This window comes from Synergistaceae bacterium, from assembly GCA_017444345.1.
Classification (GTDB): domain Bacteria; phylum Synergistota; class Synergistia; order Synergistales; family Aminobacteriaceae; genus JAFUXM01.
Map to the genome: position 1 here is coordinate 18322 of JAFSWW010000095.1, position 25484 is coordinate 43805.

A 25484-nucleotide genomic window follows, 5' to 3' on the forward strand; every position below is an offset into this window, starting at 1 on the left:
ATATAATTTGCTAAATTTTTCACGAAAAGAAGGCGCATTAAATTGTCAAGTAAGAAATTTTTTATATTCTCGTTAATTGCTGCGTCACTGCTATTTGCGATTTTTCAGGAGGCTGCGGAGGGGGCGGCGGCACTATTCTACAACCTGATAATGATGACTCAGGCGAAAAAGTACAGACAGGCTCAGACCTCGAAAAATTTTTTATAAGCAATGACCATATTGCAATACTCAACGAAATTATTTCAGAGCAAAGTCTTAATCCCCCGCTTAAAGGTCAGAATATAGGCGGCAAAATTATTTTATTTACATCAGAATCAAATTTCACGGACACTGATATAAATTTATCTGACGCACTCAAGAACGGCTATACAATCGGGCTTATATATGCAAATGAATCACGAATTAATGAATGCTTGAGTCTACTCGGAGTCAATAATAAATATACAGCCCCTGCGAATCAAAATAATTCTAACGTAGAAATTTTTGCAATATCCCAGCGCGAAATTAGCGGACTTGACAAGACATTTATTTATACAACGCCTCATCTCAGCAATTTAACGAAAAATAGCAGCGATAACGAAGAACCCGAAGATCATGACTGTGTAAATATTAATATCAGCAATGACGAACAAATTACGAATCAAATCAGCGGGGATAAATCGGACATTTTGCCGCCTGAATTCACGCGTGAAGATTTCAACAGGAACAGGGTAAAAGATTTCTTGCAGTGGGTAGTAAGTCTTGATATATTGCCGGATAATAAATTCAATAGCAGCACGGAAGATTGAACGAACCTTGTAGCAGGCAAGAATTATCAATTTAGTTTCACTTATACGTCAAGCGGCGAATACAAATGGGACTATTACCCGAACCGGCCGAATTTATTAAATTATACTGTCTATTCTGTGCATTCATTTGCTGACGGGACGGACTATTATTTAATCAAGCTCAACAGCACAACAAATCCATCTAATCAATTTGCGGACGTAACTAACCGGGAAATTTGCGGAGATAACTACAAAAGTAATCATGTTTCAGGCTACACACGCCAGCTTTACTGGTCTCACAGTGTGAGTGACTCGGCACATAATGACGACGTTACAATTATTCAGCACAGCCCCGAAACTTTGAACTCTTCAAGGACTCATTCAGAAGGATTTACCCATAATTTTAGCGGGAGTATAGGCTTCAGCGGCACAAATGCAAGCGGGAGTTTTTCCGGCGGAGTAAGCTATTCAACTACTGACACTACGACAATTTATGACTATGTAGTTAATAATCGCTGCCTCGAAGATAATTTAAGCACTGCGAGATGGGCTTATGTATTCTCTTTGCCTGCTGACGGAGAAGATCATATAAATCTAACTGATGATTATCAGGAAGTAAACGCGACAACTGCATCAAGAACTACTCACACAGCCCATATAGATTGGATTTATGCAGTAAAGCCCGTTTACTGGGATACTCATAATAAACTCAATATAGGCGCAATGTATAGCTTTATGGACGGCAAGACTAACGGCAAACATTTCTGGATTCTCTGGTATCATCACAGCAGGGACGATTATTCATATGACTGGGTAAATAATGAATTTTTCTTGACGCTTGATAAGCCGCATCATATTGCAATAAATAACAGCGCAAATGTAAATCTCACAAAATCAGCAGGTCAGGGAACATTTAATTTATTATCCGATAAAAGCTGGGAGATAACAGCCGATCAAGACTGGATCACAAGTTTTAATTACACGAGCGGTGAAGGAACCGGCGACTCACCTGTTGCTATATTATATGACGTAGCAGAGAACACTACGGGAGTAATACGCAATGCAAATATAATCATCACAGCGAGCGACGGCGAAAAATGCACAGTTAAGATCAGTCAATCAGGAAATTAATTTATTATGCGGCTATAGTTATAAGCGTAATATCAGGAAATTATAGCCGCTTTCACTCATAAAAATTTATTTTTTCATGAATACAAAATTTGTATCTTGTGTATCTTCTCTAATTTCGTCAATGACTTCAAGCTCTGAGCCTCTCACTACATGGCCGGTATATCCCATATCATGAAGCAAATTAAATACTTCGCAAGCCTCATGACCGAGCGCCCGGCACCATTTACGCAAAATTTCAATAAATATAACCGGTGATTTATTGCGCAAAAATTTTTCTCCGCCCCTCAATACAAAGAGTTCTGAGCCTTCAACATCAATTTTTATGACATCAGGATAAATATTATTATAATCAACAAAATCATCAAGCCTGATAAAATTAGCTCTCTCTTTATGGCCTGTACCTCGTATATTTCTAAGAGACCCTGCGCCGCTTTCTGACTCGTTAAAATACATTTCCTGCGTACTCTCATGATCAGAGAATCCAAAATTATGAGCCGCAATATTAATACAAGAATTTAATGCAATATTACGCAAAAATTTCATATAAGTGTGATTAATGGGCTCAAACGAGAAAATTTCAGCATTCGGGTTAGTTTTGCCGCAAATTAAAGAATAATAGCCCGCATTTGCTCCGACATCAAAGAAAGTTTTACAAGTTTTTATGCTGTCTATCAACTTGCGCGAGTAATCCCCTTCAACATCATAGAAGCAAAGTGCTTGAGTACACGGCGAAGAAATATCATTTACATCAACGAACATTTTAATCGGGACTGAATCAAATTCGCATGTTATGCCCCCCCCCCCCTAGTCATATTTACTGATTTTACATCAGTATTTGCCATTAGATCGCCTATTTCAGCGAGCAGAGTCAAAGACTTGTGAATGCTTTCACGATAATCAGGTTTGCTGATACTGCCTGATAAATAACTTGCGCGTAAATCTCTTAGTGCCATAATAACGCCTCCATATAAATATTAAATTTTCCTGCTGTCTATTACGAGCTTGAATCCTTCTTTTGCGCTAATTTCAGGACTCCAGCCTAGACTCATTATTTTATGAATATCAGGCGGATAATCTGCTCGTTCAGGACTCAATCTGTAGCCTTTATCATTGCGGGATTTATATATGACCTGTAAATTTTTTTCCGGGTATAAATCAGCTAGAATATTTGCGAGTTCCCTAATTGAGAGCCATTGATTTATATTTGCGAGATTATAGGACTCTCCTGCTTGGCCGTCCAGTAAAACAAGAAACATTGCATTAACCGCGTCAGTGATATAACAAAATGCGCGTCTTGCTGCTCCGTCGCTGGTCATGATAATATTTTCGTTATTAATCACATTGCGCACAAACTCAGAGAAAGCCCGTTTATCTTGATCTATATCCATTGTAGGGCCGTAAGTGTGATAGATTCTTATTGATTTAGCCGGTATATTATATTCGCTGAAATAAGCATGACACAAAGCCTCCCCGCAGCGTTTTGACTCGCCGTAAGAATTCCCGTTGTCAAGAAAATTCATAGAGCCTATATTATTTTCGCTTGCTGATGAGTTTATAGACCCGTAGACGCTCCCGGAACTGAAAAAAAGAAAACTTTTAACATGAAAATTTTTAGCGTATTCAAGTAAATTATATGTGCCTATTACATTTGGTAAAATCACTTCGACGGGGATTTGATTATAATATTGAGGACTCGCGGGGCTTGCTGCATGAATAATATAATCGACTCGTTGATTTATTGAAATATTATTATTTACGTCATCGAGAATCAAATTAAAATATTTTTTTCTTGCATAAATTCCGAAACGATTCAGAGCCTTTGTTTTGTCGCGAACATTAGCAAAAATTTTTATCCCGTAATTATGGCATTCATTTAAGAAAATCAAGAAATATGTCAAGTAAGAAGCAAGCATTCCGGACGCTCCTGTGATATAAAAACTTGAATCCTTCAAACGTTCGGGATTCTTGAAAGAGTGATAAATTTTTGCCATATCAGATTTTATTACTTGATTGTCGAGAAAATTACGCAGCATTCTCCGCCGCCCTCCCTGTGAATGTGAAAATATTATTAGAGAGGGCAGACGCTTTATTAATTACTAAGCGATAATACCCCCCCCCGTAAGTAATTTTAACTATTTTATTTATGCCATCGCTGAAATTAATAGACGGTTTGAATCCAGTATCACGAGTCAATTTGCTAATATCTGCGCACATACTAGGCGGGACATTATTTATATAAGGCACTTCACCGAATCCGAGTTCAGATTTTGAGCCGGTTATTTCTTTCATGGCCTGAATATAATATTTTATTGTCTGAGATTGTCCGCTCCCTAAACAGTAAATTTCTGACTTGTAAGAATCAAACTCTCCCAGTAAGTAAAACGCCCTCGCTGCATCATCACAATATAAATAATCCCATTTTTGAATTCCCTGAGTCAGTGAGCAGTGTTCATTATGAATTAATTTCTTGAGAGTGCTTATAATCATTGACTCGGAGCTGTCATTTATTCCGTAAGTGCTGAATATACGGACATGAGCGAAATTTATAGATAAATTCCTGCATTCAAGAGCGCATAATTTACCCGCTGCCAGTTTGCTGATTCCGTAGGCTGTAATAGGATTCGCGTAAGTCTCCGGTGTAGTAAATTCCTCTTCATGAATTCCGTATTCAGCTTGAGAGCCTGCGAATATAAATTTTTGACAGTGAAATTTTTTAGCGAGTCTTGCTGCCTTTATTGAATGAATTATATTTATTGCTTGAGATTCTGGGTCATTGCGTCCGGCCTTATTCGTAGCTTCCCAGCCGAAATGATAAAAGACTTCGCAGTCAGGGAGTCCCGATAAATTTTCAAGTTCTGACAAATCGCACTCGATTATATTTATAAATTTTGACTCGGGAATGCGGTTTATTTTGCCTGAATGTCGCCTCACAAGAGCATAAATATTTATTTCGTGTTTAATGCATTCATTTATAAGCGACACACCTAACATGCTTGTAGCTCCGGTTAAAATAATATTCTTCACTTGATCAACTCCTTCAGATTCAGGCCGTTATTGTCCCTATAATAGTCTTGAGATCCGTATAATTTGCTTGAATATCCATGTGCATATAAAATTTTAAAATTTTCGGGAATAATTCCGGACTCTAACATAATCGCGCTGAACTGTTCACCGAGTCCGCCCGTCTTTACGTGATCTTCAATTATGAAAAGTGTATCACAATTCTTTATATCGTTAAATAATTCAAATGGGACTGAATTAATCTCAAGCGGCAAAACTCCGCAGGCCCATACAGAAAAATTTTTATCGCGGCAAAAATGTAACACACTCCCGGCCATGTTGCCAATTACGAGAATGACTCCGGCAGAACCTGATATTAATTTGCGGAACGGGGCAAAATTTTCGTGTTTATAATTATCGCCATTAAAAGACTCATCGCGGCCAAGTCTTATATAAACAGGGTGCTGGAATTTTATTATATTATTCACGAGTCCTGTCATATCATCAGCAAAAGAAGGCACAAAAATTTTCATATTCTGCAAAGTGCTTAGAGTCCCGTAATCTTCTAATGCGTGATGAGTCGGCCCTGAATTACCATAGCCGTAACCTGCTCCGCTGCCGATCAAGCAAACCTGTAAATCATGAAGACAAATATCATTGCGAATCTGTTCAAACGCCCTAGCATAAATAAACGGTGAAATACTATACACGAACGGACGCAAACCCATTTTTGCGAGACCTGCAGCAAGTGAAATCATATTCTGTTCAGCTATTCCGGCATTTATGAATCTCTCGCCGAGTACATTTTGAAGCGGCTCAAGTGCGTTAAATCCTAAATCGCCGGTCAATACACAAAATTTCGGGTCATCTTTATAACTAAGCAGCGAATTTATAAGACTCTTGCGCATTGTAAGGCCTCCTTGTAAATTTGTCCGTCGACTTTGATATAGTGAGATTCTAAAGTGTCTTGATAGATTCCCATTCCCTCGCCCTTAATAGAATTTACCAGCAAAGCACAAGGCACTTCAGGATTAATACACGTTAAATTCTCGAATAATAAATCAAAATCGTGTACATCACATTTTTTAACGTCAGCACCGAACGCCTTTATTCTTGACTCGAGTCCTTCAATTCCATAGCCTATTACTTTTTTTACTGAGCCAAAGCCCTGCCAGTTATTACAGTCAATTATGAGCGATAAATTTTTGAGTTTATGAGAGACCGCAAAATTTAAAGCCTCCCAGCACGCGCCCTCTTGGAATTCGCCGTCTCCGCAAATGCAGAATACACGCCCGGACTCGTTCATAAAATTTTTAGCCAACGCACAGCCCGCAGCAAGTGAAAGCCCATGACCTAGACTCCCAGTTCCAAAGGGTGCAAAATTTACGAGATCTACAGGGGGATGAGCTCCGAGTTTGACTCCGTCTTGACAGCAATTTTTTATATCAGAGTCGCTTATATAGCCCCGTAAAGCAAGAACGCAATACAAAGCTGAAACTGTATGACCCTTTGAGAGAATTAATAAATCTTGATTTGCGTCAAATATTCCGGAAAATAATACATAAAGCACAGGCAGAATCGAAATACTCCCGCCCGTGTGTACCATGCCAGAGTCTTTGTGAAGAGTCAATAATTTAATGTATAATTCGCGATATTCTTCACGTGAAAAATTTTTATTCATAAATTGCCGCACCTGCTATTAAAATTTACTCATTTTTTAGCGCAAATTCCTTTATTGAATCGGCCATAAATTTCAGCATTTCGTCATTCATTCCGGGGTAAACTCCGATCCAGAACGAACGCGACATAATTATGTCAGTATTCTCAAGATTGCCGATTATTCTATAACCCTTGCCGGAGTCTCTCATTTCGTTAAAACAAGGGTGCCGGGTAATATTTCCTGCGAATAACATACGAGTTTGAATTTTTTGCGACTCAAGATATTTAACAAGTTCGTCGCGCGAGAATTTAGCCGAATCTTTCACAGTTAAGAGAAAACCGAACCAGCTAGGTTTTGAATTTCTTTCAGGACTGGGCAGAATAAATAAATCTTCAAGTTCAGAAAGCGCGTCCCTCAAAAATTGCCAGTTATGCCACCTTGCTTGAGTGAAAGCACTTAATTTTTCCAACTGTGCGCACCCTATAGAAGCCTGCAAATCCGTAGCTTTTAAATTATAGCCAAAATGTGAATACGTATATTTATGATCATAGCCGAACGGGAGAGTCCCTAATTGCTGGGAGAATCTTTTGCCGCAAGTCCCGTCTTGACCTGAAGGACACCAGCAATCACGCCCCCAGTCACGCAGGGAATTCACAATTTTATGTAATTCATAATTATTTGTGTAGACTGCTCCGCCCTCGCCCATTGTTATATGATGAGGAGGATAAAAACTTGATGTAGCTATATCTCCTATAGTGCCCGTAAAATGCCATGAGTTATTATATAAATATTCAGAGCCTAAAGAGTCGCAGTTGTCTTCAATCAGCCATAAATTATTTTTCTCGCAAAAATTTTTTATCTCGGCCAAATTAAACGGGTTGCCCAGAGTGTGAGCTAACATTACGGCTTTAGTGCGGGGAGATAAGGCCTCTTCAAGCTGAGAAATTTTCACGTTGCAGGTGTCAAGCTCTACATCAATAAAAACTGGTACTGCTCCGTATTGAATTATTGGCGCGATTGTTGTCGGAAATCCTGCCGCAGCTGTTATGACCTCGTCGCCCTTGAGAATTCGCCGTGATTTCAGTTCGGGTTGAGTTAGTGCCATGAAAGCTAAAAAATTTGCCGATGATCCTGAATTTACTAGAGAACAGAATTTTACTCCGAGAATTTGCGCGAGTCTTGTCTCGAATTTATTAGCCCATTCTCCTGAAGTCAGCCAAAAATCTAATGAAGCACTCACTAAATTTTGCAGTTCGTGAACGTCATAGACTCGTCCGGCGTATCTGATAGGGTCTCCTGGCTTGTATGATTTATTCTCATGAGCGAGCGAGCAATATTCACTCACTAGAGATAAAATTTTTCCGCGTAAATCTTCCTTATTATTCATGAAATATAATCAGCTCCTTATAATTGCGAGAAAATATAATATAAACGGGCACGAACAAGCTAGCACATTAACTAATAATCTAAGCATGACATAGGACCGCAAAGAATAATTTATATAATTTGAATTACTTGTTTTACGCGGAAGAGCAAGCCACGCGCATGTCCATATACAGACAAAATAAATGCTGTTAAATATTGCATGAGTCTTAAATAATTTCACGATAAAATCAATTATCTTAGTTGATTTTATGTTAGTCCGCTGTCTTGCTATAGCTTCTACGTTAATTAAAGCCGGGCTGCCCGTTAACTTGTGAAGTAACATATTAATTGCGTTATTGGGAGTGTAACACCAGAAATATATACAATAATTCGAGAATATCAACGCGGCAATTGCTAGAGTCTCAAATAATAAAAATTTTCGCGAGTCTATATAATTACATACGCTCATAATTGCCAAATACGGAATCATGTGCATAAACCAGTATGGGTAACTAGAGAAGCTCGTGAAGAAAACTATAAACGAAAGCATAGCAGTGAAAATTATATGATGATTAATCGAGTCTCTATCCTGAGAGTCTTTATATTCATGCAGCCAGCAATAAACGCATAAAGCCCCGAACATAACTAGAAAGACTCTCACATTACCGTGAAAGAAAGGCAATTTATTCGCTAATAATTTTCCTGCCATTCCCAGTGTAAAACCTGCCCGACTCTTTGCTGCTCCTGAAACTAACATAATGGGCAAATTACAAAGCAAAGTTACTACACCCAGCAAAAATATTTTTCCGGCAATCTTCAATAAATTTTTATCACGTAATAATAATAAGGGTATAAATATAAATACTGCAAATTGCTTAAACTGTGCAGCAACAATAAACCAGAACAAAAATTTTTTATTCTCATTCTTGATATATGCAAGCAAGCCCAGAAGAGTCAAGCATATGCAAAATATATCACATTGTCCGACGTTCCCTATTACGCTTATTGACATTGCCGATGTAAAATAAATATATGCTCCCCAGCGTGATTTTTGCGAGTTTATATTAATTACACGACAAATTTTATAGATAAGAACAGACGAGAAAATAAACGCGATTAGTAATATACTCTTCCCGTAGAACATTTGTCAAAAACTTTCAGGAAAATTAACTACAAGTTCTCCGCTTCGTGAACACCATAAATATAACGGAATCCCCCATAGACCAAATATAAGATTAATCGGCAAATCGTAAATTGAGAGGCTGCTCAATTCATAACCAGAAGAACATACAACAGTTATTGCGTTTTTGTAAGCAAGACTCAGATCTCCGTGCAAAATAGCTTCTGCAAATTTAAGCTCATAAAGAATAAACCAAGAAGGATCCATGTAACAAAATGACATGAACGCGAATAATAGAAATCCAAATGCTAATGCCCATTCAAATTTTGACGGCCCGTACTCGCAAAGTTCAGGCCTTACGCTTAAATTTTGATTATTATCATTCATTATTAATTTACCCCGTAGAAATCTAAAATTTTTGAATCCATATAAGAAATTATGCCGCCTTTTCCGCGATAAACTTTCAGCCAGCTTACTACTTCATTAACTGCTTGAGTTATATTCCATTCAGGCCGCCACCCTAAGACACTTTTTGACTTTGCACAGTCAAGTTTTAAAATATTTGCTTCATGTTCATGATATTTATTTGCCTGATCATGAATAATAATATTTAATCCCTCATTGAGTTCAGAGCAAAAAATTTCTGTTAATTCCCTTGTTGTAACGCATGAACTCTCATCGGGACCGAAATTATAGCTGCCTTCGTATAATTCTTTATTATCAAATTGTTTCATGGCCAATAATAAATAACCGTGCAGGCATTCTAAAACGTGTTGATATGGCCGGATTGAATCAGGATTTCGCAGGATAATATTTTCATGTTTTAAAGCACTTCTCACACAGTCTGGAATTATTCTATTTTCTGCAAAATCTCCGCCGCCTATGACATTTCCGGATCTTGCTGTAGATATTGCCGGGGAGTCTTTCTTGCTAAAAAATGAATTCCTGTAGCTATAACTCACAAGCTCAGAACATGATTTAGAATTTGAGTAGGGATCATAGCCGCATAAAGTCTCGTTCTCGCGATAACCCCATACCCATTCGCGATTTAGATAAACTTTATCAGTTGTTACATTCACGAAAGATTTTAGAGATTCGCACTCTCTAGCAGCTTCTAAAATATTTACAGTGCCCATTATATTTACTTCATATGTATAGGCCGGTCTCTTGTATGAGTCTATAACTAAAGGCTGGGCGGCCATGTGTATTATTATATCGGGCTGAAATTCTTTCACGGCGGATTTTAGATAGTAAATGTCTCTAATATCAGCGAAATAATTTTTAACTCGGCCTGAGAGTCTCAATATATCAAATAAATTTTCATGCTCTGAATTTGAATCAGAAGGTGAAAGCGCATAACCTCCGACAATTGAGCCGAAATTTAGCAGGACTTCACAAAGCCACGAGCCTTTAAAACCTGTATGACCAGTGATGAAGACTCTTTTATTGCGATAAAAATTTTTTAGTCCCATAATTTCCACGCTGCTTTATTGTTATTCCAGAGGGATTCAAGCAAATTTTTATCTCTCAATGTGTCCATAGGCTGCCAGAATCCCGAATGTTTGTAGACTGCTAATTGATTTTCACGTGCTAGAGTCTCTAAGGGTTCAGCTTCAAAAATTGTAGAGTCGCCTTCTATATAGTTAAATACTTCAGGTTCAAGCACAAAGAATCCGCCGCTGATCCAACTTCCATCGCCTGAAGGTTTCTCTTTAAAGTTTGTGACTCTATTGCCTGAGATATTTATATGTCCATAACGTCCCGGGGGTTGTACTGCTGTAACTGTCGCAAAACAATTTTGTGATTTGTGAAATTCGATTAGATTCTTGATGTTAATATCAGCGACTCCGTCACCATATGTGAGAAGAAATGCCCCCCCCCCCTAAGTAATTATACACACGTTTTAATCTTCCGCCGGTCATACTTTTCTCGCCGGTATCAACAAGAGTAACTTTCCAAGGCTCGGCAGTATTTGAATGTACCTGCATTTGTCCCGTCGACATATCGAACGTAATATCTGACATGTGAAGACAATAATTTGCAAAATATTCTTTTATCATGTAGCCTTTGTAGCCTAAGCAAATAATGAACTCATTTATCCCGAAACATGAATAAATTTTCATGATGTGCCACAAAATAGGATGTCCGCCGATTTCTACCATAGGTTTAGGGCGTATTACTGTCTCTTCGCTTAAACGAGTTCCCATGCCTCCAGCTAAAATTACAGCCTTCATGATTTAATGCTCCTTTCTTGAATAAATAGAATTTTGCTAGATTTTATCAGTAATGAGCCTCATAAACAAGCTGTTATATTTGCCCGCCCCGCATTGAGTATCATTCTTTAATTTGAATCATCCCGCCCGCAAATAATTTACTCTTCGCGCATAATGAAAAAATTTCATGATTACACGCATTTATAAACAAGCGCAATGACTTATAAATTTTTGCATTCTACGTGATATACTTCAAAAAATTTATTATTTCTCAAGGAGTGTGTTACTCAGGTGAATAAATCAATGCCTGTTTTACGAATCGGAAAATATCAGCCCCGTTATCCATTAATACAAGGTGGAATGGGAGTCGACATATCCGGCCCAAATCTGGCAGGGCACGCAGCAAAATTTGGCGCAATCGGCACAATAGCCAGCGTCGGACTTGCTCACAATTCGCCGTTTTACGTCCCTGAAAAGCACAACTATTTTGAAGCAAATGAGATCGTCGTAAAAGAAGCCATAAAACGTGCTAAAGAAATTTCAGGCCAAGAAGGAATTATCGCAGTTAATTGCATGGTCGCATTGACTGATTATGACAGACAAGTCCGGGCAGCGGCAGAAGGCGGAGCAGATATAATAATTTCCGGTGCTGGGCTGCCTTTAAGACTTCCGGATTATACAAAAGATTTTCCGGACGTTGCATTAATTCCGATTGTGAGTTCAGCTAAAGCAGCAAGTTTGATTACTCGGCACTGGGAGAAAAAATATAATAGACTCCCCGATGCTTTTATCGTTGAAGAACCTGCTACGGCCGGCGGACATTTAGGAGCTATGACGATTGAACAAGTTTATGACCCTGCATTAAGACTCGATAAAGCTGTTCCCGATGTCGTTAAATATGTTCATGACGAAATGAAGAGCGATATTCCCGTTATTGCTGCCGGAGGTATATGGGACAAGGAAGATTTAAAGCGAGCATTTAATCTCGGTGCTAAGGGCGTTCAAATGGGTACGAGATTCGCTTGTACAGTCGAGGGCGACGCGTCAGAAAGATTCAAGCAGGCATATATCGACGCAAAAGAAGAAGACGTTGTATTAATTAACAGTCCTGCAGGTCTACCCGGACGAGCCATAAAGAATCCATTTGTAGCAAAATATCTTGATGGAACTGTAGAAAGTAAGCCGTGTTTTGCTAATTGCTTGACTCACTGCAAATATAGAAAGACAAAAGAAACTTTTTGTATTGCAGCAGCTCTTGTTGACGCTCAAGTCGGGAACTGGGAGACGGGGCTATTTTTCTGCGGAAGTAACGTAGTCAAAGCTGACAAAATCGAACGAGTCCAAGATATAATTTCTGAACTATTCGAATAATAATATTTTAATCAAGAGCAGCACTAACAGCCCGGCTTGAGAAGCCCCGACTTCTTAACCGGGTTAAAATTTTCCTGTCATCGAGTCCCGAAATTCGCCAAGTCTCTGCTAAATCCCTAGCGCGCGAAATCTCATCCTGCGAATAATTTAATGCCTCGTCAATAATTTCACTTGAGACTCCACGCGATTCAAGCTCGTAAAAAATTTTTGCGTTGCCCCATGATAAATGGCCGTCGATAAATAATTGCGAATATGCTAGATCATCAATTAAGCCCGACTCTTTTGCTTCACGAATTAAAAAATTTATTTGTGAGTCTGAAAGTTTTTCACGCTTTAAGAATTCATAAGCCTGTGATTTAGTGCTTGGCCTTCTCAATAAATAATTAAATAATTTCTCGCGCTGTTCAGTTAATAAATCATTCATGATGTAATAGCAAGTTCTAAGACTTTGCCTAACCTCCTAAAAATTTCGTGCTTTAATGACGGCTCAGAGTCCAAATTTATATCTTGTCTCATTAAATTTCTTGCCTCGTCGCGAGCTAACAATAAAATTTTTTCGTCCTTTACCAAATCAGCCGCGTGAAAGTCAGTTACTCCGTGCTGCCGAGTCCCGCAAAATTCACCCGGCCCGCGCTGTATTAAATCCTGCTCTGAAAGTTTGAATCCGTCAGAAATATTTATCATTGCTGAAATTCGCGCCTTCCCTTCAGGTGTTATATTTCGTCCTTCAAGTAATATGCAAGTGCTTTGTGCTTGACCCCGACCGACCCGCCCCCGTAATTGATGTAATTGTGCCAGCCCGAATTGTCCCGCGTCCTGAATTATTATAATGCTGGCGTTAGGAACATCGACTCCGACTTCAATAACTACAGTAGCGACTAATAAATTAATCCGTCCGTCCGAGAAGGCTTGCATAACTTGAGATTTTATATCGGGGCTTAACTTCCCATGTAACATAGCAATATTTAAACCGGGCAATAAATTTTTTAATTTCTCGTAAATCACAGTAACCGCGCTTAAATCTTTATCGTCATTCTCATCAATCAGCGGACAGACCCAGTAAATTTGCTCACCTCGTGAAACGGCCTCGTGAATTATCTGCAAAACTCTTCTATATTGAACGGGTGCAAAAGAAATCGTGTTAATTCGCTTGCGTCCGGGCGGTAATTCGTGGAGTGAAGAGACTTCTAAATCGCCGTAAATTGACATTATAAGAGTTCTAGGAATCGGAGTCGCCGTCATTGCTAAAACGTGAGGACTCACGCCCTTAGAAATTAAATTATTTCTCTGCAAAACTCCGAATCTGTGCTGTTCATCGACTATTACGAGCGCAAGACTCGAAAAATTTACACGTTCCGCAAAAATTGAATGAGTCCCGACGATTATATTTATAGTCCCGTCAGAAAGTTCCGCTAAAATTTGATTACGTTCTGAAGTTTTCAAGCTGCCTATTAACAAACCTGCTTTTAAGCCGAGCGGCTCTAAAGTTTTGCGCAATTTCTCATAATGCTGCCACGCTAAAATTTCAGTGGGTGCCATCAATGCTGCCTGAAATCCTGAATCAACACATGCTAACATAGCCGCAAATGCAACAAGAGTCTTACCTGAGCCGACATCGCCCTGTAATAATCTATTCATGGGAGTATTTTTTGCTAAGTCGTCAAGAATTTCGTTAATTGCTAACTCCTGCGAACTTGTTAATTTGAACGTGAGATTTTGCAGGAATTTATTATAATTTATTCCGGGCTTAAGTGACTGCGAGTTATTAGAACCTGAAAATTTTTGACGGCGCATTATTATACCTGACTGCAGCAAAAATAATTCGTCAAATGCGAGTCTATTTCTTGCGCGTATATAATCATGTGAGTCACTGGGCATGTGAATATTTTTCACGGCTTCAGAAAGAGTCATCATTCCATAGCGAGATAAAATTTTTGCGGGCAAAAACTCATTAAGGCATTTATCAGCGTATTTATTTATGACTGAATGAATTAATTTGCGTAAAGTTTTTTGCGGCATATCTGAATTTGCATGATAGACGGGGAATATTTTGCCGATTATAGAAGACTCGCCCGACTCTCCTAATATTTCAAATTCAGGGTGCGTGAATCTCGGAGTGAGTAAATTATTATCAATATAGCCGCATATAGCAAGAGTCATACCTTTGTGAATAAATTTAATAATTTTCTCGCTGAACCATGAGGCTATAACTTGGCCTGTTTCGTCAAATAATAATGCTTCAGTCCGGCCGGGTCTAGTTCTAGTATCTTTGACTTTGGCAATAATCGAATAAAAATTTCCGGGCGACAATAAATTAATTTTGGAAATAACGCGCCTGTCTTCGTAGCGTCTAGGCATGAAATAAAATAAATCCTCAAGTGTATATATTCCCAGACGTGATAATGCTTCGGCTTTCTTTGGGCCAATACCCTCAAGGATTTCAACGGGAGAACTTAATCTAACAACTTGATTAATTTGCTGAGTCGTCTTGCAAGTCTCCTGTTTCTGAGTCTATTTCCTGTTGAGCGTGATCTATTATTTTGCCGAAATCAAATAATAATGCCGCAGTATTCTTCACAAATTCCTGTTTTTGAAGGCTTAAAAATTTTATTTGCTCGTTATAAGTCTCGACTTCCTTTTGTGCTTCACCGATTATCCTGCGTGCTTCGGCCCGGGCATTTGCGAGAATGTCATCGGCTCGGTCTTCTGCGTCACGTCGGCGGGATTCGAGTTCCTGCTCAATATTTGCGCGGCTCTGTTCGGCTTTGGCTCGTTTATCCTGTGAGGCTTGAATTATATCATCGGCTGAATTTTTTGCTTTCATGATTATATCAGTAGCTTTGCTGTCAGCTTCCGAGATTCTTTCTGCTGCTTTAGTCTCTGCTTCTGAAGTAATTTTCTCGGCTTCGGCTTTAGCGTCTGCAAGTAACTGCTCAGTGTTAGCTTTGGCTTTATCTTCTAATTCTTGAGCTGCTTTCTTGGCTAAAATTAACGCGTCTTTTATTGCGTCATTCATACCTTCCTGTTTCTTGACGAATGACTCAAGCTCCTGAATCCGCGCGTCCTTCTCGTCAATCTGCATAGTATAAGCCTCTAAATCATCGGCTACTTGATTCAAGAAATCTTCAACTTCAGGCACAGAATAACCGCCAAATCTAACTTTCTTGAATACTTTGACTTCGACATCTTTTGCAGTAAGTAAATCACTCATTAGACTCTCTCTCCTCCGGCCAAGCCTCAAACATATCGGGTTTAGGTGTCAATAAATACTGCGCAGTCTCTACCATAGGAATAATCATTCCATTAATGCCAAAGACTACACCGCCCATGAATTTAACAAAATCTTTGCCGCTTTCTTCATATTCCATCGGTGATAATTCGTGAAGGTCGATTAATACCATAGCACCGTTAATTAATGCTTCACGGAGCCGCTTTCTTTCATTGTCTGAGGCGATACCCCTAAATAAAATTAATTTTCCGGGTGCAGAATTATTTGATATTCGCGGATTTCCTTCACGTCTTGATGAAGATTTTGCGGGTCTGCTGCGTTTTTCGTCTTGATATTCGTCGTCGTCGTCGTAGTCGTCATCGTTGTCAAATCCAAACCAGCGCATTATATTCAAGTTACAACACTCCTTTTTTGCATAATAAAATAATTTTCGCTAATAAATATATCACAATATTTAAAGCCTTGTGAAAAATTTAATGCTATAATCACTCGCGGGCGGTTAATTTTACAAGTAAATATATAAATTTTACAGCTACATTTACAGCTACAAAAAATTAAGATAATTGCAGAGTTAGCAGTACTTCACGAATAAAAATTTTCACGCATAATTTCTCGCACCAAATAATAACGTCCCTATTCTTACCATTGTAGAACCTTCGAGAATTGCCGACTCAAAATCGCCGCTCATTCCCATAGATAAAACGGGTAAATTTAGTCCTGTAGAAATTTTTGCGCGGTCTCGTAATTCCCGTAAATTAGCAAATGCCGCACGAGTCTCTCTCTCGTTGTCAGTGATCGGCCCTACTGTCATTAAGCCTTCAAGATATAAATTTTTTGCGCTCATAACTGAATCTAATAAACTTGAAAAATTTTCAGGAGCGACTCCCGTTTTTGCCTGCTCGCCTGAAGTATTGACTTCAATTAAAATTTTAACGACTCGGCCAAGTTCTAAAGCGATTCGATTTAATTTATTTGCTATATCAATCGAGTCCACCGAGTCAATATAATCAAAAATTTCAAGTGCTTTGCGTGCCTTATTGCCCTGAAGATGACCTATTAAACGCCAAGGGATTCGCTTTTCTCCGTAATTTGCAAATTTTTGCGCGGCCTCCTGAACTCTATTCTCCCCGAAAAAGTCAATACATGAAAATTTTTCGACTTCCTGCATTTCCTGAATAGTTCGAGTCTTACTCACTGCAACGAAATAAATTTTTTCGCTTTCACGTCCTGATTTAATGCGGGCGTTGTTGATTCTGTCTAAAATTTCTAGCGCGTTCATTAATTAATCACCATATTCTCATAGTTTCGTCAATTTTTATGCTGCTTGCGTTGAGAATTAATTTATTGCCGGGCTCTACACCTTTTTCAATAAAAAAATTCTTCTCATCAGCTGGGAATCCTTCAACAATATGCGGTTCGGGGGTGTTGCCGTTCACTATAAAGACAATATTTTTGCTTTCACGGGTAATAACAGCAGTATCAGGAATCATCACACCGTTTTGAATATCAGTAACGACGGCGGCGGCAAATTTCCGGCTTTTAACTGCATCGGGCGGGAAGAATGGAAGTCTTAAGAAAACTTTTAGCTTTTGTCCCTTAGATTTTACAGCTACAACTTCGGCTTTACGTTCTTTGCCCTCAAATTCTGTCTTGATTCTAATTTGCTTGTTATCTTTATTTAGTGCTCGAACTAGTGAAGGAGTCGCGTCAAGATATGCTATACATCTTAAAATCTGCGGCTGAGGAATCAACTTCCCGATCGGCTCATTGCGTTTAATAAAAGTCCCGTTTTCGATTAACTCAGCGTTATTAAATTCGGGGAAAGGCTCAAAGTCAGGCCATAAGCGCGAATAAACCCAGTTACCTTCTTGGCCGTCAAGTGCAGGATAAAAATATGCAGGATATGGCGCACGAACTGCCGAACCGTCAAGAGCTGCTAATAATTCACCCTTTGAGACTATATGCGGGCGCGGAGATGGATAAGTCAAAATTCCCTGCCTGTGAGAATAAATTAACTGCTCATCCCATAATAAAATGCCTTCAAGCGGCTGTTCTTCTGTGTAGCTGGCTGATTTGGCCTCGATAAATTGAAAGTGTGTTAAATTATAGCTCTCGTACCAGACTCTATACATTTTATAGCCGAATAAAGCAATTACGAATATAATCGTGTAATTAATCAGCCTTTGAATCAATAATAATATTTGCTTGCGTTTTTTCCTGCTCATTTACGTTTATCGCGCTCGATTTCTGCAAATGCGTCATGATTGTGAATGCTTTCATAGCTCGTAACGTTGACGCTGTACCATAAAATTCTATTCTCATTATCAAGACTCGTAGCAAGTTCCCGCAAAACATCTTCAACAAAACGCGGCCTCATATAAGATAATTCCGTGATATATTTCTCGTCTTCACGCTTCAAAAGTGTAAATAACGGTGCCGACGCAGAAGACTCGATCATGTTAATTAACTCTTCAAACCAGACTAGACCCGAACACCTGACATTTAACGAGACTAGGGCGCGCTGATTATGTGCTCCAAATTGCGAAATTTCCTTAGAACACGGACAAAGAGTTTGAATGTTTAAAGCGAGTCCGATAATCATATCAAAATTTTCGCTTTCTTTTCTGCGTTCGTGGATGGCCTCAAGTCTGACATCACATTTTGAGAAACTTTCAATCTTTGAGACGGGAGCTTTTTTCTTGAAATAGTACGGGAATTCAAATATAACTGAACTCTCAGAGGCATTTAATTTTTCGCATAGTCTAGTCGTGAAAGCGTCAAGATTTGCCGGAGATACCCGCCCGCGATATTCTTCTAAAGTCTCAATAAATCGGCTCATGTGAGTCCCCCTGTACTCATGAGGGAGCATTACACTCATTGATACATTTGCGATAGTATTTTGCGTTTGATTGTCTTTATCCATTAATATAACGGGATAACTCACGCCCTTAACGCCGACTCTGTCAATCTGAATATTTCGCGAGTCCTTCTCTCTCTGAACGTCGCGCATAAATTTATTATTATTTCCCATTATAATATAACTCGTTGCAATCTAAATCTAATTCATTATTCCATATTATGCCATAGCCGCCGGAGTCGACTCTTACCTGCTCAAAGAGTCCATTTACGTAATTTAACATTTGGAAGTCCGGCAATTTTTGCATTAACGGCTTGACATCATATTTTTTCATAGTGCCGTCCTGAAATTCTGCGAGTAAAATTTTATCATGAAGCGGCGTTATATTCTTGACTCTGTGAAATACCATAATTGAATCACCTCAAAGGCTGCAGCTTATAAATATTTTGAGTGTTCCACATTTTTAGCAGCTCGGATTGATTAATTTCTGCCCATTCTTTAACGAGAGAGACAGCGCGGGGGGGCAAATCACCTTGAATCATCTCAAGAGTATTTATATCAAATTCACCCATATATTCTCCGTAGAGTGCGTGAAAGTGCGGGGGGGTATGTTCTCCGATCCGGAAAAACATTTTTATAATAAGTCCGTAAAATCGCGCTATTTCAGGCATTGTAAATCTTCCCTTCTCATAATTACGCGGCTGTCAGCAGTCTCCCATATATGAATCTCGTATAATTTGCAGTTATCGCGAGTCAAAAATTTATCGAGTTCTGCCCAGACCCATAATGCAATATTTTCCGCGCTCGGCTGTGAGATTATATCATTTAAATATGAATGATCTAAACGCGAAATAATTTTTTCTTTTACGAGTCCCGACAGCTCCACGAAATCCATAATCATGCCTTCTGAGTCTGGCTGACCTTCAAGAACTACGCGCAATTTATAAGTATGTCCGTGAAGTTTTTCGCATTTTCCGTGATAGTTAATCAAGTTATGAGCAGCATCAAATTTAAAATCTTTACATAGCAGCATAATAATTTAATCTCTCCATCTGTTATGAAGCCAGAACCATAAATCCGGCCTCTTTCGTATAAATTTCTCCAGTGCTTTATTGCATTCAAGAACGGTGAGTCTCAATCTTTCGTCATGATTTAGACTCGAGTCAGGCATTTTGACGGGCTCAAAAATTTCGATTTCATGCTCAAACGGTGCTAATCTATAACTGCAAATAGGAATAATAGGCGCGCCCGATAATATTGACATGACAGCGACTCCGGGCATATTCGTAGCATTTCGGCCAAGAAAGGGGACAATCATTTTGCCTGTGCCTGATACGTCATTCAATGAAGCAATATGAGCCCCGCCCTTAAGCATTCTAATTAATTTCATGACGGAAAAATCTTTATTTATCATGAACATTCCGCCCCGCTCGAGAGTCTCAAGCACATAATTATCAATATCTTTATCATGCATGGGAGTATATAACACGTGCAATTTATTATTATGATTTATTGCGTTCAGAGCTACAAAATTTCCGAGTAATTCCCAGTTGCTGAAGTGTGCAGTTAAGAGTATTGCGGGCTTATTCTCGTCAAGTAAATTATTAATAATTTCGAGTCCGTGAACTTTTTTGACCCAGTTAAAGACTTGTTTATTATCATGCTGCAAAATTAGAGTCTCCGTTAAAGTCCACGCTAAATTTTCATAAACTTTTCTGCGGATTTCTTTGCGCCACTTTGAGTCACTCTCAGGATAAGCAATCTTTAAATTTTCGTCAATTCTTTTAGCGCGGGGGTGAATCAATTTAAGCAGGCCGGAAAAAAATTTTGCTGTGATTTGCCCCCGAATGCCCTTATTTGCGAACGACTCAAAAAATTTTATTGCTGTAACTGCTGCCTTCATTGTGCGTCAATCTTCCTGTAAAGAGTCATAATCGAGTCCGCGCACCTCTCGTGTGAACGTCTTGATTTCAAGAAATGACGCGCTGCCATTGCCATATGACGGCCTTTCTCACCGAGTCCAAATTTTATTATGCGATTCAAGTCAGTATTATCGTCAAGCAAGAAATAACCGCCCGGCCCTAAAATCTCATCAAGCCAGCCCGATTTTCTTGACGCTACAGCAGTCCCCCTCATTGTAAGCAGTCCCGCCCGCATTGCCTCACGAGGCCCGATGTCATTTGCGATATATACACCGCTCAAAGCCTCAGGACGCAAAACTTTTTGCGAAATATCAAAAATTTCATAATCGCCTTCAGGTAAAGCAATATTATTATTTGTCCCGTAAATAAATACTGCCTTGTGAGTCCCCTCGCTCTGAGTCTGATTCACAAGTGAGTCAAAAACGGGATAAATTACGCCCTCGCCGTTATTCGCGCCTTCAGTAAATAATCTAGTCGGATAACCTGCCCAGCAGCTTTTATCTAATAAAGTGTGAACAGTCCTAGAATGCAAGCGCACAATTTTCCACCAAAACGGAGCGAGTCCGAATAAGTGCCAGATATTTTTATGAGCGAAAATGTTTCTAAATCTCTCAAAGCCTGCTTTATAGTCCGAGTCCCTTGCGTCAATTATATTTAAATCAATATCACGCGAATATTTTTTCAGAGCTGCGGCCATGTCTCGAATAATTTGACCGAAAACGGGATTAACTGACTTTGCTATATACCAGTTACAAGAGAACATTTTTATACAAACTCGGCCATGTTGAATTTTTTGCGGCCTATTCTGACAAATAAATATTTATTATTTATGAGCGATTCACGATTTATATTTGCTTTCTCGTCTGAAATTTTTTCACCGTTGATTGAGACTCCGCCCTGACGAATTGCGCGCTTGGCCTCGCCGTTACTCTCACAAGCTCCCGAAGCAGAAATTATATTTACTACACCGGCCGGGAATTCGAACGAGTCAATTTTCTTATATGGGACTTCTTGCTTTAAAATATCGCAGGTCTCTTCACTGACATTAGCGAAATCTATAGACGGGTTAAATAAAATCTCGCTGACATTTACGACACTTTTTGCTGTATTCTCACCGTGAACTGTGCAAGTTACTTCATAGGCGAGTCTTTTTTGCGCGAGTCTCTTTTCAGGCTGTGAATTATGCTCACTGATTAAATTTTCTATTTCGTCAATCGGCATGAAAGTATAGAGCTTCAATAATTTTGCTACGTCTTTATCATCAGTGTTAAACCAGAATTGATAGAATTTATACGGGCTAGTTTTATTTGCATCAAGCCAGACCGCCCCGGCCTCTGTTTTGCCGAATTTAGTCCCTGAACTCGTCAATAATAACGGCTGAGTCAACCCGAAAACTTCTGCGCCGCTTGTACGACGTATATAATCAGAACCTGCTAATAAATTCCCCTGCTGATCATTCCCGCCCATTTGTAAACGGCAATTATAGTGCTCATTCAAATATTTGAAGTCCATAGCCTGCAGTAACACATACGAGAATTCAGTGTAAGAGATTCCTTTTTCCGGATCTTCAAGACGAGATTTAATATATTCACGTGCGATTAAGCTATTAACCGAGAAAAATTTGCCTATATCGTGCAATACTTCAAGAAAAGTTATCTTGCTGAGCCAGTCATAATTATTTAAGAGTAACGCCGAATTTTTGCCGCAATCGAAATCGAGAAATTTTTTTAGCTGGGATTTAACGCCTTCTATATTATGCTGCACAGTCTCAAGAGTTATTAAATTTCGTTCCTTGCTTTTACCCGATGGATCACCTATTAAGCCCGTGCCTCCTCCTGCCAGTGCTATGGGACGATGTCCGAGCCTCTGAAGCCAGCCGAGAGCCATTAACGGAATCAAGTGCCCGACATGTAAACTGTCAGCAGTAGGATCAAAGCCTACATAAGCTGTAATCATTTCTTCATTCATGACTTGCGCGAGTCGTTCTTCATTAGTACACCATTCAAAATATCCCCGCTGCTTTAGAGTGTCAAATGCATTCATGTAAAATAAACCCTCTTTATATATATTTATTCATGATATTAATATTAATTTGAAGGTTATTATACATTATTTGCGAGTCTTTATTGCTATGTTGAGTAATCAATAACGAGTCAAAAAATTTTTATTGCGCGTAATATTTTTATGAATGAATGCGATTCCGCCCGTTTTTTATCGCGTTTTGCCCTGCGTATAAATGCCTGTTATATATTTTATGAGAGACTCCCAGCCGCTATTATTGCGTTTTGCCTTCTCCTGTATTATTCAGCCTGTGAGTCCCCCGTTATTATTTCAGAGCAGCAATTTTCTTATCCCAGCCGCTTATTTTCACGTGAAGTAGCATCAACGTACAGCAGACTATCCAGCCGACAGGGTAGCCAATCGCAATAAAATATATTGAACTAGTCAAGCGCGATATTATAAACAAATAAATTTGCCTGAAGACTACGAACGAGCCAAGCATTATTAACATGGGAGTCCTAGAGTCGCCGACTCCTCGTAATGCGCCCGCGTGGACTTGATTAATTACGTTGAACGGGTCAAAAATTGAATTCAAGCGCAAGAATAACACCGCATAATATAAAACTTTCTCATCACGATTAAATAATGACGCTATGAACGGCGCGAAAATATATAGAAATAATATAATTGTCCCTGAAATAGTTAGAGAAATTTTCAGACATTCACGCATTCCGAGCCTAATTCTTTCGTGATTCTTTGCGCCTGCGTTCTGCCCGACATAAGTTGTTATTGCCATTGCCATACTTTGAGTCGAAAGTGTTACGAACGCGTCAACTCTTGCATAAATCCCCCATCCTGCTGTAGCTGCTGCTCCGTAAGAATTTATATAGGCCTGAACAAATACATTTGAGAAAGAAGTCAAGGCCATTTGCAGCCCCGCCGGGAATCCTATTTTTATTATTTTACTGAGAATAGCAAAATCTATTTTCATTTCGTGCCATGTTAAACTATGAACTTCATGACTCCTGAATAAACGCCAGAAAATTATTAGACCTGATACTAACTGCGCTATAATCGTGGCATATGCAACACCGGCGACTCCTGATTCAAATTTTATGACGAATAATAAATCAAGAAATATATTTAATATCGACGCTAGAATCAAGAAATACAGCGGCCTCTTAGAGTCTCCTACAGCGCGCAAGATTGCCGAGCCCATGTTATATAACATTGTCCCGCCCAGTCCCAGCGAGAAAATTTGCAGATATACAACAGCTTCTTTAAAGACGCTGGGGGGAGTGTTCATCATTCGCAGTAAAAACGGGGTCGCATAATAGCCTATCATAGAAATAATTAACGACATTATAATTGTAGCAACTACTGCAGTGTGAGTCGCACGCCGTAAATTTTTTATGTCCTTTGCGCCGAAATATTGAGAGATAACGACGCTCGCTCCCATTGCCAGCCCGATAAACAGGCCGATTAAAGTAATTACTATGGGCATAGTAGAAGTAACTGCACCTAAAGCATCAGCACCTACAAAATTTCCTACGACTATGCTGTCAACTGTGTTATATAATTGCTGAAATATATTCCCGATAAACAAAGGGAAAGCAAAACTTATCAAGTGCCGCCATATTACGCCCTCCGTCATATCTCTTACTGTTGAAGCTGAAAACTTTTCCGGCAAATTTTTATCCCCCCTTTGAACTTAACAAGATTTTATGCCATGATTCAAAGAGGGTCAATGCAGATTTTATTATTTATTCGGGAACTGACGCAAATAATTTCATTCTTTTCTGCACAATATTATATTTCGGGTTAGCTTGCTTGATTAAATCGGCCATAATTTCCGGGTCGTCCGGCAAATGATAAGTACATAGTGCGAGCTTAGGGGCAAATTCGCGTAAAACTCCCTGAGCTCCGGCCAACATATGACGCTCAAAGCCTTCAATATCGGATTTAATGAAATCGACTCGGGGTAAATTATTCTCGTGAACAAAATCATCGAGTCTGACTGTTTCAACACTTGAGGAGTCTTTTATTTGCGAGTCAGAATTATTTATAAATTTTCCGCTCGAAGTATCTTCAGTGTTAATAAATATTGCGTTAGTATTCTCATTTGATAGACCTTTTTTGACGGGAATAATATTTTTATTGAGTCTTGCTGTCTGCTCTAAATAATGAAATATTTTATCAGAAGGCTCAAATGCATATGTAGTCGCTCCCCTCACTGAAGAATAAGCCGCAAAATCTCCTATCCAGCTGCCAGCATCGATTACAATATCGCCGGGCTCAACTGTAACATTTACTTGTGAATTAATAAGCCCGTAAAGTCCTTCAGTCAAAAATTTATCGCACTTGTTAAATGTCGCCTCATCGTATTTATCATCACAGAATATATAAGAATAAAACGTATCATCAAAGACTCCTGAAACGAGAAATCTTTCATTATCGCTGTCTAACAAAGGGAGTCTTACATTTTTTATGTTATATGATTCATTATCCGGGTGAAGTAATCTTTTGACATGTTCATTTACATAGAGTCGCGAGGGTTTATGTAAAAATTTTTCACATATTGAGTCGGCCATAAATAATATAAACTCTTTAGGCGTATAAATGCCATGACGTAAACGCCGGAGTCTGATTTTTAACGAGTTAATATTCATAAAAGGTTAGCTCCCTGAAAAAATTTGCACGCAAAAACGCCCCGCCGTATTCACACACGACAAGGCGATTGATTTATGATTCAAATTAAATTTTTTTGCTGAATTATTGTGATTATTATTTAGACAAGTTATTAAATGACATAATAATATCCTGATACCTGATACCTGATACCTGATAC

The 25484-nt window shown here is 39.0% G+C and carries 29 protein-coding genes and 1 pseudogene; 4 read left to right on the top strand and 26 right to left on the bottom strand.

The features are described from left to right. Positions 1-42: 42 nt before the first annotated feature. The 3 genes from IJS99_07265 to IJS99_07275 all read left to right on the top strand — a co-directional run bounded on the left by IJS99_07265 (position 43) and on the right by IJS99_07275 (position 1898). Positions 43-207: a hypothetical protein gene (locus IJS99_07265; GenBank protein MBQ7561614.1), complete on the top strand. Its 165-nt coding sequence runs from the start codon at positions 43-45 to the stop codon at positions 205-207. Positions 208-413: 206 nt separating this feature from the next. Further along, complete coding sequence (locus IJS99_07270) at positions 414-788, top strand: hypothetical protein (protein MBQ7561615.1); 375 nt, start codon at positions 414-416, stop codon at positions 786-788. 117 nt (positions 789-905) lie between these two features. Beyond that, positions 906-1898 carry a BACON domain-containing protein gene (locus IJS99_07275; GenBank protein ID MBQ7561616.1) on the top strand — a complete coding sequence of 331 codons (993 nt, stop codon included), beginning with the start codon at positions 906-908 and terminating at the stop codon, positions 1896-1898. 66 nt (positions 1899-1964) lie between these two features. On the opposite strand, the gene IJS99_07280 is transcribed toward IJS99_07275, so the two are convergent. The 11 genes and pseudogenes from IJS99_07280 to rfbF all read right to left on the bottom strand — a co-directional run bounded on the left by IJS99_07280 (position 1965) and on the right by rfbF (position 11277). Beyond that, positions 1965-2657 (bottom strand): FkbM family methyltransferase, encoded by a 693-nt coding sequence (locus IJS99_07280; GenBank protein ID MBQ7561617.1) that lies wholly within the window; start codon positions 2655-2657, stop codon positions 1965-1967. Positions 2658-2686: 29 nt separating this feature from the next. Further along, entirely contained in the window at positions 2687-2851 is a 165-nt protein-coding gene (locus tag IJS99_07285; GenBank protein MBQ7561618.1) for a hypothetical protein, read from the bottom strand. Positions 2852-2872: 21 nt separating this feature from the next. Next, positions 2873-3931, bottom strand: coding sequence for an NAD-dependent epimerase/dehydratase family protein (locus IJS99_07290; protein MBQ7561619.1), 1059 nt, complete (start codon positions 3929-3931; stop codon positions 2873-2875). Beyond that, complete coding sequence (locus IJS99_07295; GenBank protein MBQ7561620.1) at positions 3921-4922, bottom strand: NAD(P)-dependent oxidoreductase; 1002 nt, start codon at positions 4920-4922, stop codon at positions 3921-3923. Before IJS99_07295 ends, IJS99_07290 begins: the two co-directional genes overlap by 11 nt. Then, positions 4919-5806 (bottom strand): hypothetical protein, encoded by an 888-nt coding sequence (locus tag IJS99_07300; GenBank protein ID MBQ7561621.1) that lies wholly within the window; start codon positions 5804-5806, stop codon positions 4919-4921. Before IJS99_07300 ends, IJS99_07295 begins: the two co-directional genes overlap by 4 nt. Continuing rightward, positions 5788-6579: a hypothetical protein gene (locus tag IJS99_07305; GenBank protein ID MBQ7561622.1), complete on the bottom strand. Its 792-nt coding sequence runs from the start codon at positions 6577-6579 to the stop codon at positions 5788-5790. Before IJS99_07305 ends, IJS99_07300 begins: the two co-directional genes overlap by 19 nt. 25 nt (positions 6580-6604) lie before the next feature. Further along, the gene (gene rfbH / locus IJS99_07310; GenBank protein MBQ7561623.1) at positions 6605-7945 is read right to left on the bottom strand and encodes a lipopolysaccharide biosynthesis protein RfbH; all 1341 of its coding nucleotides are present in this window, start codon (positions 7943-7945) and stop codon (positions 6605-6607) included. A gap of 9 nt (positions 7946-7954) precedes the next feature. Continuing rightward, a complete protein-coding gene (locus IJS99_07315; GenBank protein MBQ7561624.1) occupies positions 7955-9067 on the bottom strand; it encodes an EpsG family protein in 1113 nt (370 codons plus the stop codon). A 3-nt stretch (positions 9068-9070) separates the two neighbouring features. After that, the gene (locus IJS99_07320; protein MBQ7561625.1) at positions 9071-9430 is read right to left on the bottom strand and encodes a hypothetical protein; all 360 of its coding nucleotides are present in this window, start codon (positions 9428-9430) and stop codon (positions 9071-9073) included. A 2-nt stretch (positions 9431-9432) separates the two neighbouring features. Further along, positions 9433-10515 carry a CDP-glucose 4,6-dehydratase gene (gene rfbG, locus IJS99_07325; GenBank protein ID MBQ7561626.1) on the bottom strand — a complete coding sequence of 361 codons (1083 nt, stop codon included), beginning with the start codon at positions 10513-10515 and terminating at the stop codon, positions 9433-9435. Further along, a pseudogene (gene rfbF, locus IJS99_07330) lies at positions 10506-11277 on the bottom strand (glucose-1-phosphate cytidylyltransferase). Before rfbF ends, rfbG begins: the two are co-directional and overlap by 10 nt. A gap of 282 nt (positions 11278-11559) precedes the next feature. Here rfbF and IJS99_07335 point away from each other — a divergent pair. Then, positions 11560-12627, top strand: a complete 1068-nt coding sequence (locus IJS99_07335) for a nitronate monooxygenase (protein MBQ7561627.1) — start codon at positions 11560-11562, stop codon at positions 12625-12627. A 7-nt stretch (positions 12628-12634) separates the two neighbouring features. On the opposite strand, the gene IJS99_07340 is transcribed toward IJS99_07335, so the two are convergent. From IJS99_07340 to IJS99_07410, 15 genes are all read right to left on the bottom strand, one after another. After that, positions 12635-13051, bottom strand: a complete 417-nt coding sequence (locus IJS99_07340; GenBank protein ID MBQ7561628.1) for a RecX family transcriptional regulator — start codon at positions 13049-13051, stop codon at positions 12635-12637. Further along, on the bottom strand, positions 13048-15102 hold the full coding sequence (gene recG / locus IJS99_07345) for an ATP-dependent DNA helicase RecG (protein ID MBQ7561629.1): 2055 nt from the start codon (positions 15100-15102) through the stop codon (positions 13048-13050). The genes IJS99_07340 and recG overlap by 4 nt, the downstream gene beginning before the upstream one ends. Continuing rightward, positions 15098-15838 (bottom strand): DivIVA domain-containing protein, encoded by a 741-nt coding sequence (locus IJS99_07350; protein ID MBQ7561630.1) that lies wholly within the window; start codon positions 15836-15838, stop codon positions 15098-15100. The genes recG and IJS99_07350 overlap by 5 nt, the downstream gene beginning before the upstream one ends. Further along, positions 15831-16250, bottom strand: coding sequence for a cell division protein SepF (locus IJS99_07355; GenBank protein ID MBQ7561631.1), 420 nt, complete (start codon positions 16248-16250; stop codon positions 15831-15833). The genes IJS99_07350 and IJS99_07355 overlap by 8 nt, the downstream gene beginning before the upstream one ends. A gap of 204 nt (positions 16251-16454) precedes the next feature. Next, positions 16455-17135, bottom strand: a complete 681-nt coding sequence (locus IJS99_07360) for a YggS family pyridoxal phosphate-dependent enzyme (GenBank protein MBQ7561632.1) — start codon at positions 17133-17135, stop codon at positions 16455-16457. 7 nt (positions 17136-17142) lie between these two features. After that, positions 17143-18081, bottom strand: a complete 939-nt coding sequence (locus IJS99_07365) for an efflux RND transporter periplasmic adaptor subunit (protein ID MBQ7561633.1) — start codon at positions 18079-18081, stop codon at positions 17143-17145. Beyond that, the gene (locus IJS99_07370) at positions 18078-18866 is read right to left on the bottom strand and encodes a GTP cyclohydrolase I FolE2 (GenBank protein MBQ7561634.1); all 789 of its coding nucleotides are present in this window, start codon (positions 18864-18866) and stop codon (positions 18078-18080) included. The genes IJS99_07365 and IJS99_07370 overlap by 4 nt, the downstream gene beginning before the upstream one ends. Positions 18867-18876: 10 nt before the next feature. Next, a complete protein-coding gene (locus IJS99_07375; GenBank protein MBQ7561635.1) occupies positions 18877-19122 on the bottom strand; it encodes a DUF2442 domain-containing protein in 246 nt (81 codons plus the stop codon). A gap of 7 nt (positions 19123-19129) precedes the next feature. After that, positions 19130-19384: a DUF4160 domain-containing protein gene (locus tag IJS99_07380; GenBank protein MBQ7561636.1), complete on the bottom strand. Its 255-nt coding sequence runs from the start codon at positions 19382-19384 to the stop codon at positions 19130-19132. Next, on the bottom strand, positions 19372-19746 hold the full coding sequence (gene queD, locus IJS99_07385) for a 6-carboxytetrahydropterin synthase QueD (GenBank protein MBQ7561637.1): 375 nt from the start codon (positions 19744-19746) through the stop codon (positions 19372-19374). The genes IJS99_07380 and queD overlap by 13 nt, the downstream gene beginning before the upstream one ends. Before the next feature lie 6 nt (positions 19747-19752). Further along, positions 19753-20616, bottom strand: coding sequence for a lysophospholipid acyltransferase family protein (locus tag IJS99_07390; GenBank protein MBQ7561638.1), 864 nt, complete (start codon positions 20614-20616; stop codon positions 19753-19755). Beyond that, positions 20613-21398: a hypothetical protein gene (locus IJS99_07395; GenBank protein MBQ7561639.1), complete on the bottom strand. Its 786-nt coding sequence runs from the start codon at positions 21396-21398 to the stop codon at positions 20613-20615. Before IJS99_07395 ends, IJS99_07390 begins: the two co-directional genes overlap by 4 nt. Positions 21399-21400: 2 nt before the next feature. After that, on the bottom strand, positions 21401-22678 hold the full coding sequence (locus IJS99_07400; protein ID MBQ7561640.1) for a tyrosine--tRNA ligase: 1278 nt from the start codon (positions 22676-22678) through the stop codon (positions 21401-21403). Between the two features lie 283 nt (positions 22679-22961). Beyond that, positions 22962-24326, bottom strand: a complete 1365-nt coding sequence (locus IJS99_07405; protein MBQ7561641.1) for an MATE family efflux transporter — start codon at positions 24324-24326, stop codon at positions 22962-22964. Between the two features lie 73 nt (positions 24327-24399). Beyond that, the gene (locus IJS99_07410; GenBank protein MBQ7561642.1) at positions 24400-25305 is read right to left on the bottom strand and encodes an FkbM family methyltransferase; all 906 of its coding nucleotides are present in this window, start codon (positions 25303-25305) and stop codon (positions 24400-24402) included. Positions 25306-25484 lie beyond the last annotated feature (179 nt).

Excerpts from the sequence above, each read along its gene's own strand:
- IJS99_07280 (MBQ7561617.1), bottom strand. The coding sequence starts at position 2,657 with ATGTTCGTTGATGTAAATGATATTTCTTCGCCGTGTACTCAAGCACTT.
- IJS99_07285 (MBQ7561618.1), bottom strand. The coding sequence starts at position 2,851 with ATGGCACTAAGAGATTTACGCGCAAGTTATTTATCAGGCAGTATCAGC.
- IJS99_07290 (MBQ7561619.1), bottom strand. The coding sequence starts at position 3,931 with ATGCTGCGTAATTTTCTCGACAATCAAGTAATAAAATCTGATATGGCA.
- IJS99_07300 (MBQ7561621.1), bottom strand. The coding sequence starts at position 5,806 with ATGCGCAAGAGTCTTATAAATTCGCTGCTTAGTTATAAAGATGACCCG.
- IJS99_07305 (MBQ7561622.1), bottom strand. The coding sequence starts at position 6,579 with ATGAATAAAAATTTTTCACGTGAAGAATATCGCGAATTATACATTAAA.
- rfbH (MBQ7561623.1), bottom strand. The coding sequence starts at position 7,945 with ATGAATAATAAGGAAGATTTACGCGGAAAAATTTTATCTCTAGTGAGT.
- IJS99_07315 (MBQ7561624.1), bottom strand. The coding sequence starts at position 9,067 with ATGTTCTACGGGAAGAGTATATTACTAATCGCGTTTATTTTCTCGTCT.
- IJS99_07320 (MBQ7561625.1), bottom strand. The coding sequence starts at position 9,430 with ATGAATGATAATAATCAAAATTTAAGCGTAAGGCCTGAACTTTGCGAG.
- rfbG (MBQ7561626.1), bottom strand. The coding sequence starts at position 10,515 with ATGGGACTAAAAAATTTTTATCGCAATAAAAGAGTCTTCATCACTGGT.
- IJS99_07335 (MBQ7561627.1), top strand. The coding sequence starts at position 11,560 with ATGCCTGTTTTACGAATCGGAAAATATCAGCCCCGTTATCCATTAATA.
- IJS99_07340 (MBQ7561628.1), bottom strand. The coding sequence starts at position 13,051 with ATGAATGATTTATTAACTGAACAGCGCGAGAAATTATTTAATTATTTA.
- IJS99_07350 (MBQ7561630.1), bottom strand. The coding sequence starts at position 15,838 with ATGAGTGATTTACTTACTGCAAAAGATGTCGAAGTCAAAGTATTCAAG.
- IJS99_07360 (MBQ7561632.1), bottom strand. The coding sequence starts at position 17,135 with ATGAACGCGCTAGAAATTTTAGACAGAATCAACAACGCCCGCATTAAA.
- IJS99_07365 (MBQ7561633.1), bottom strand. The coding sequence starts at position 18,081 with ATGAGCAGGAAAAAACGCAAGCAAATATTATTATTGATTCAAAGGCTG.
- IJS99_07370 (MBQ7561634.1), bottom strand. The coding sequence starts at position 18,866 with ATGCGCGACGTTCAGAGAGAGAAGGACTCGCGAAATATTCAGATTGAC.
- IJS99_07375 (MBQ7561635.1), bottom strand. The coding sequence starts at position 19,122 with ATGGTATTTCACAGAGTCAAGAATATAACGCCGCTTCATGATAAAATT.
- IJS99_07380 (MBQ7561636.1), bottom strand. The coding sequence starts at position 19,384 with ATGCCTGAAATAGCGCGATTTTACGGACTTATTATAAAAATGTTTTTC.
- queD (MBQ7561637.1), bottom strand. The coding sequence starts at position 19,746 with ATGCTGCTATGTAAAGATTTTAAATTTGATGCTGCTCATAACTTGATT.
- IJS99_07390 (MBQ7561638.1), bottom strand. The coding sequence starts at position 20,616 with ATGAAGGCAGCAGTTACAGCAATAAAATTTTTTGAGTCGTTCGCAAAT.
- IJS99_07395 (MBQ7561639.1), bottom strand. The coding sequence starts at position 21,398 with ATGTTCTCTTGTAACTGGTATATAGCAAAGTCAGTTAATCCCGTTTTC.
- IJS99_07400 (MBQ7561640.1), bottom strand. The coding sequence starts at position 22,678 with ATGAATGCATTTGACACTCTAAAGCAGCGGGGATATTTTGAATGGTGT.
- IJS99_07410 (MBQ7561642.1), bottom strand. The coding sequence starts at position 25,305 with ATGAATATTAACTCGTTAAAAATCAGACTCCGGCGTTTACGTCATGGC.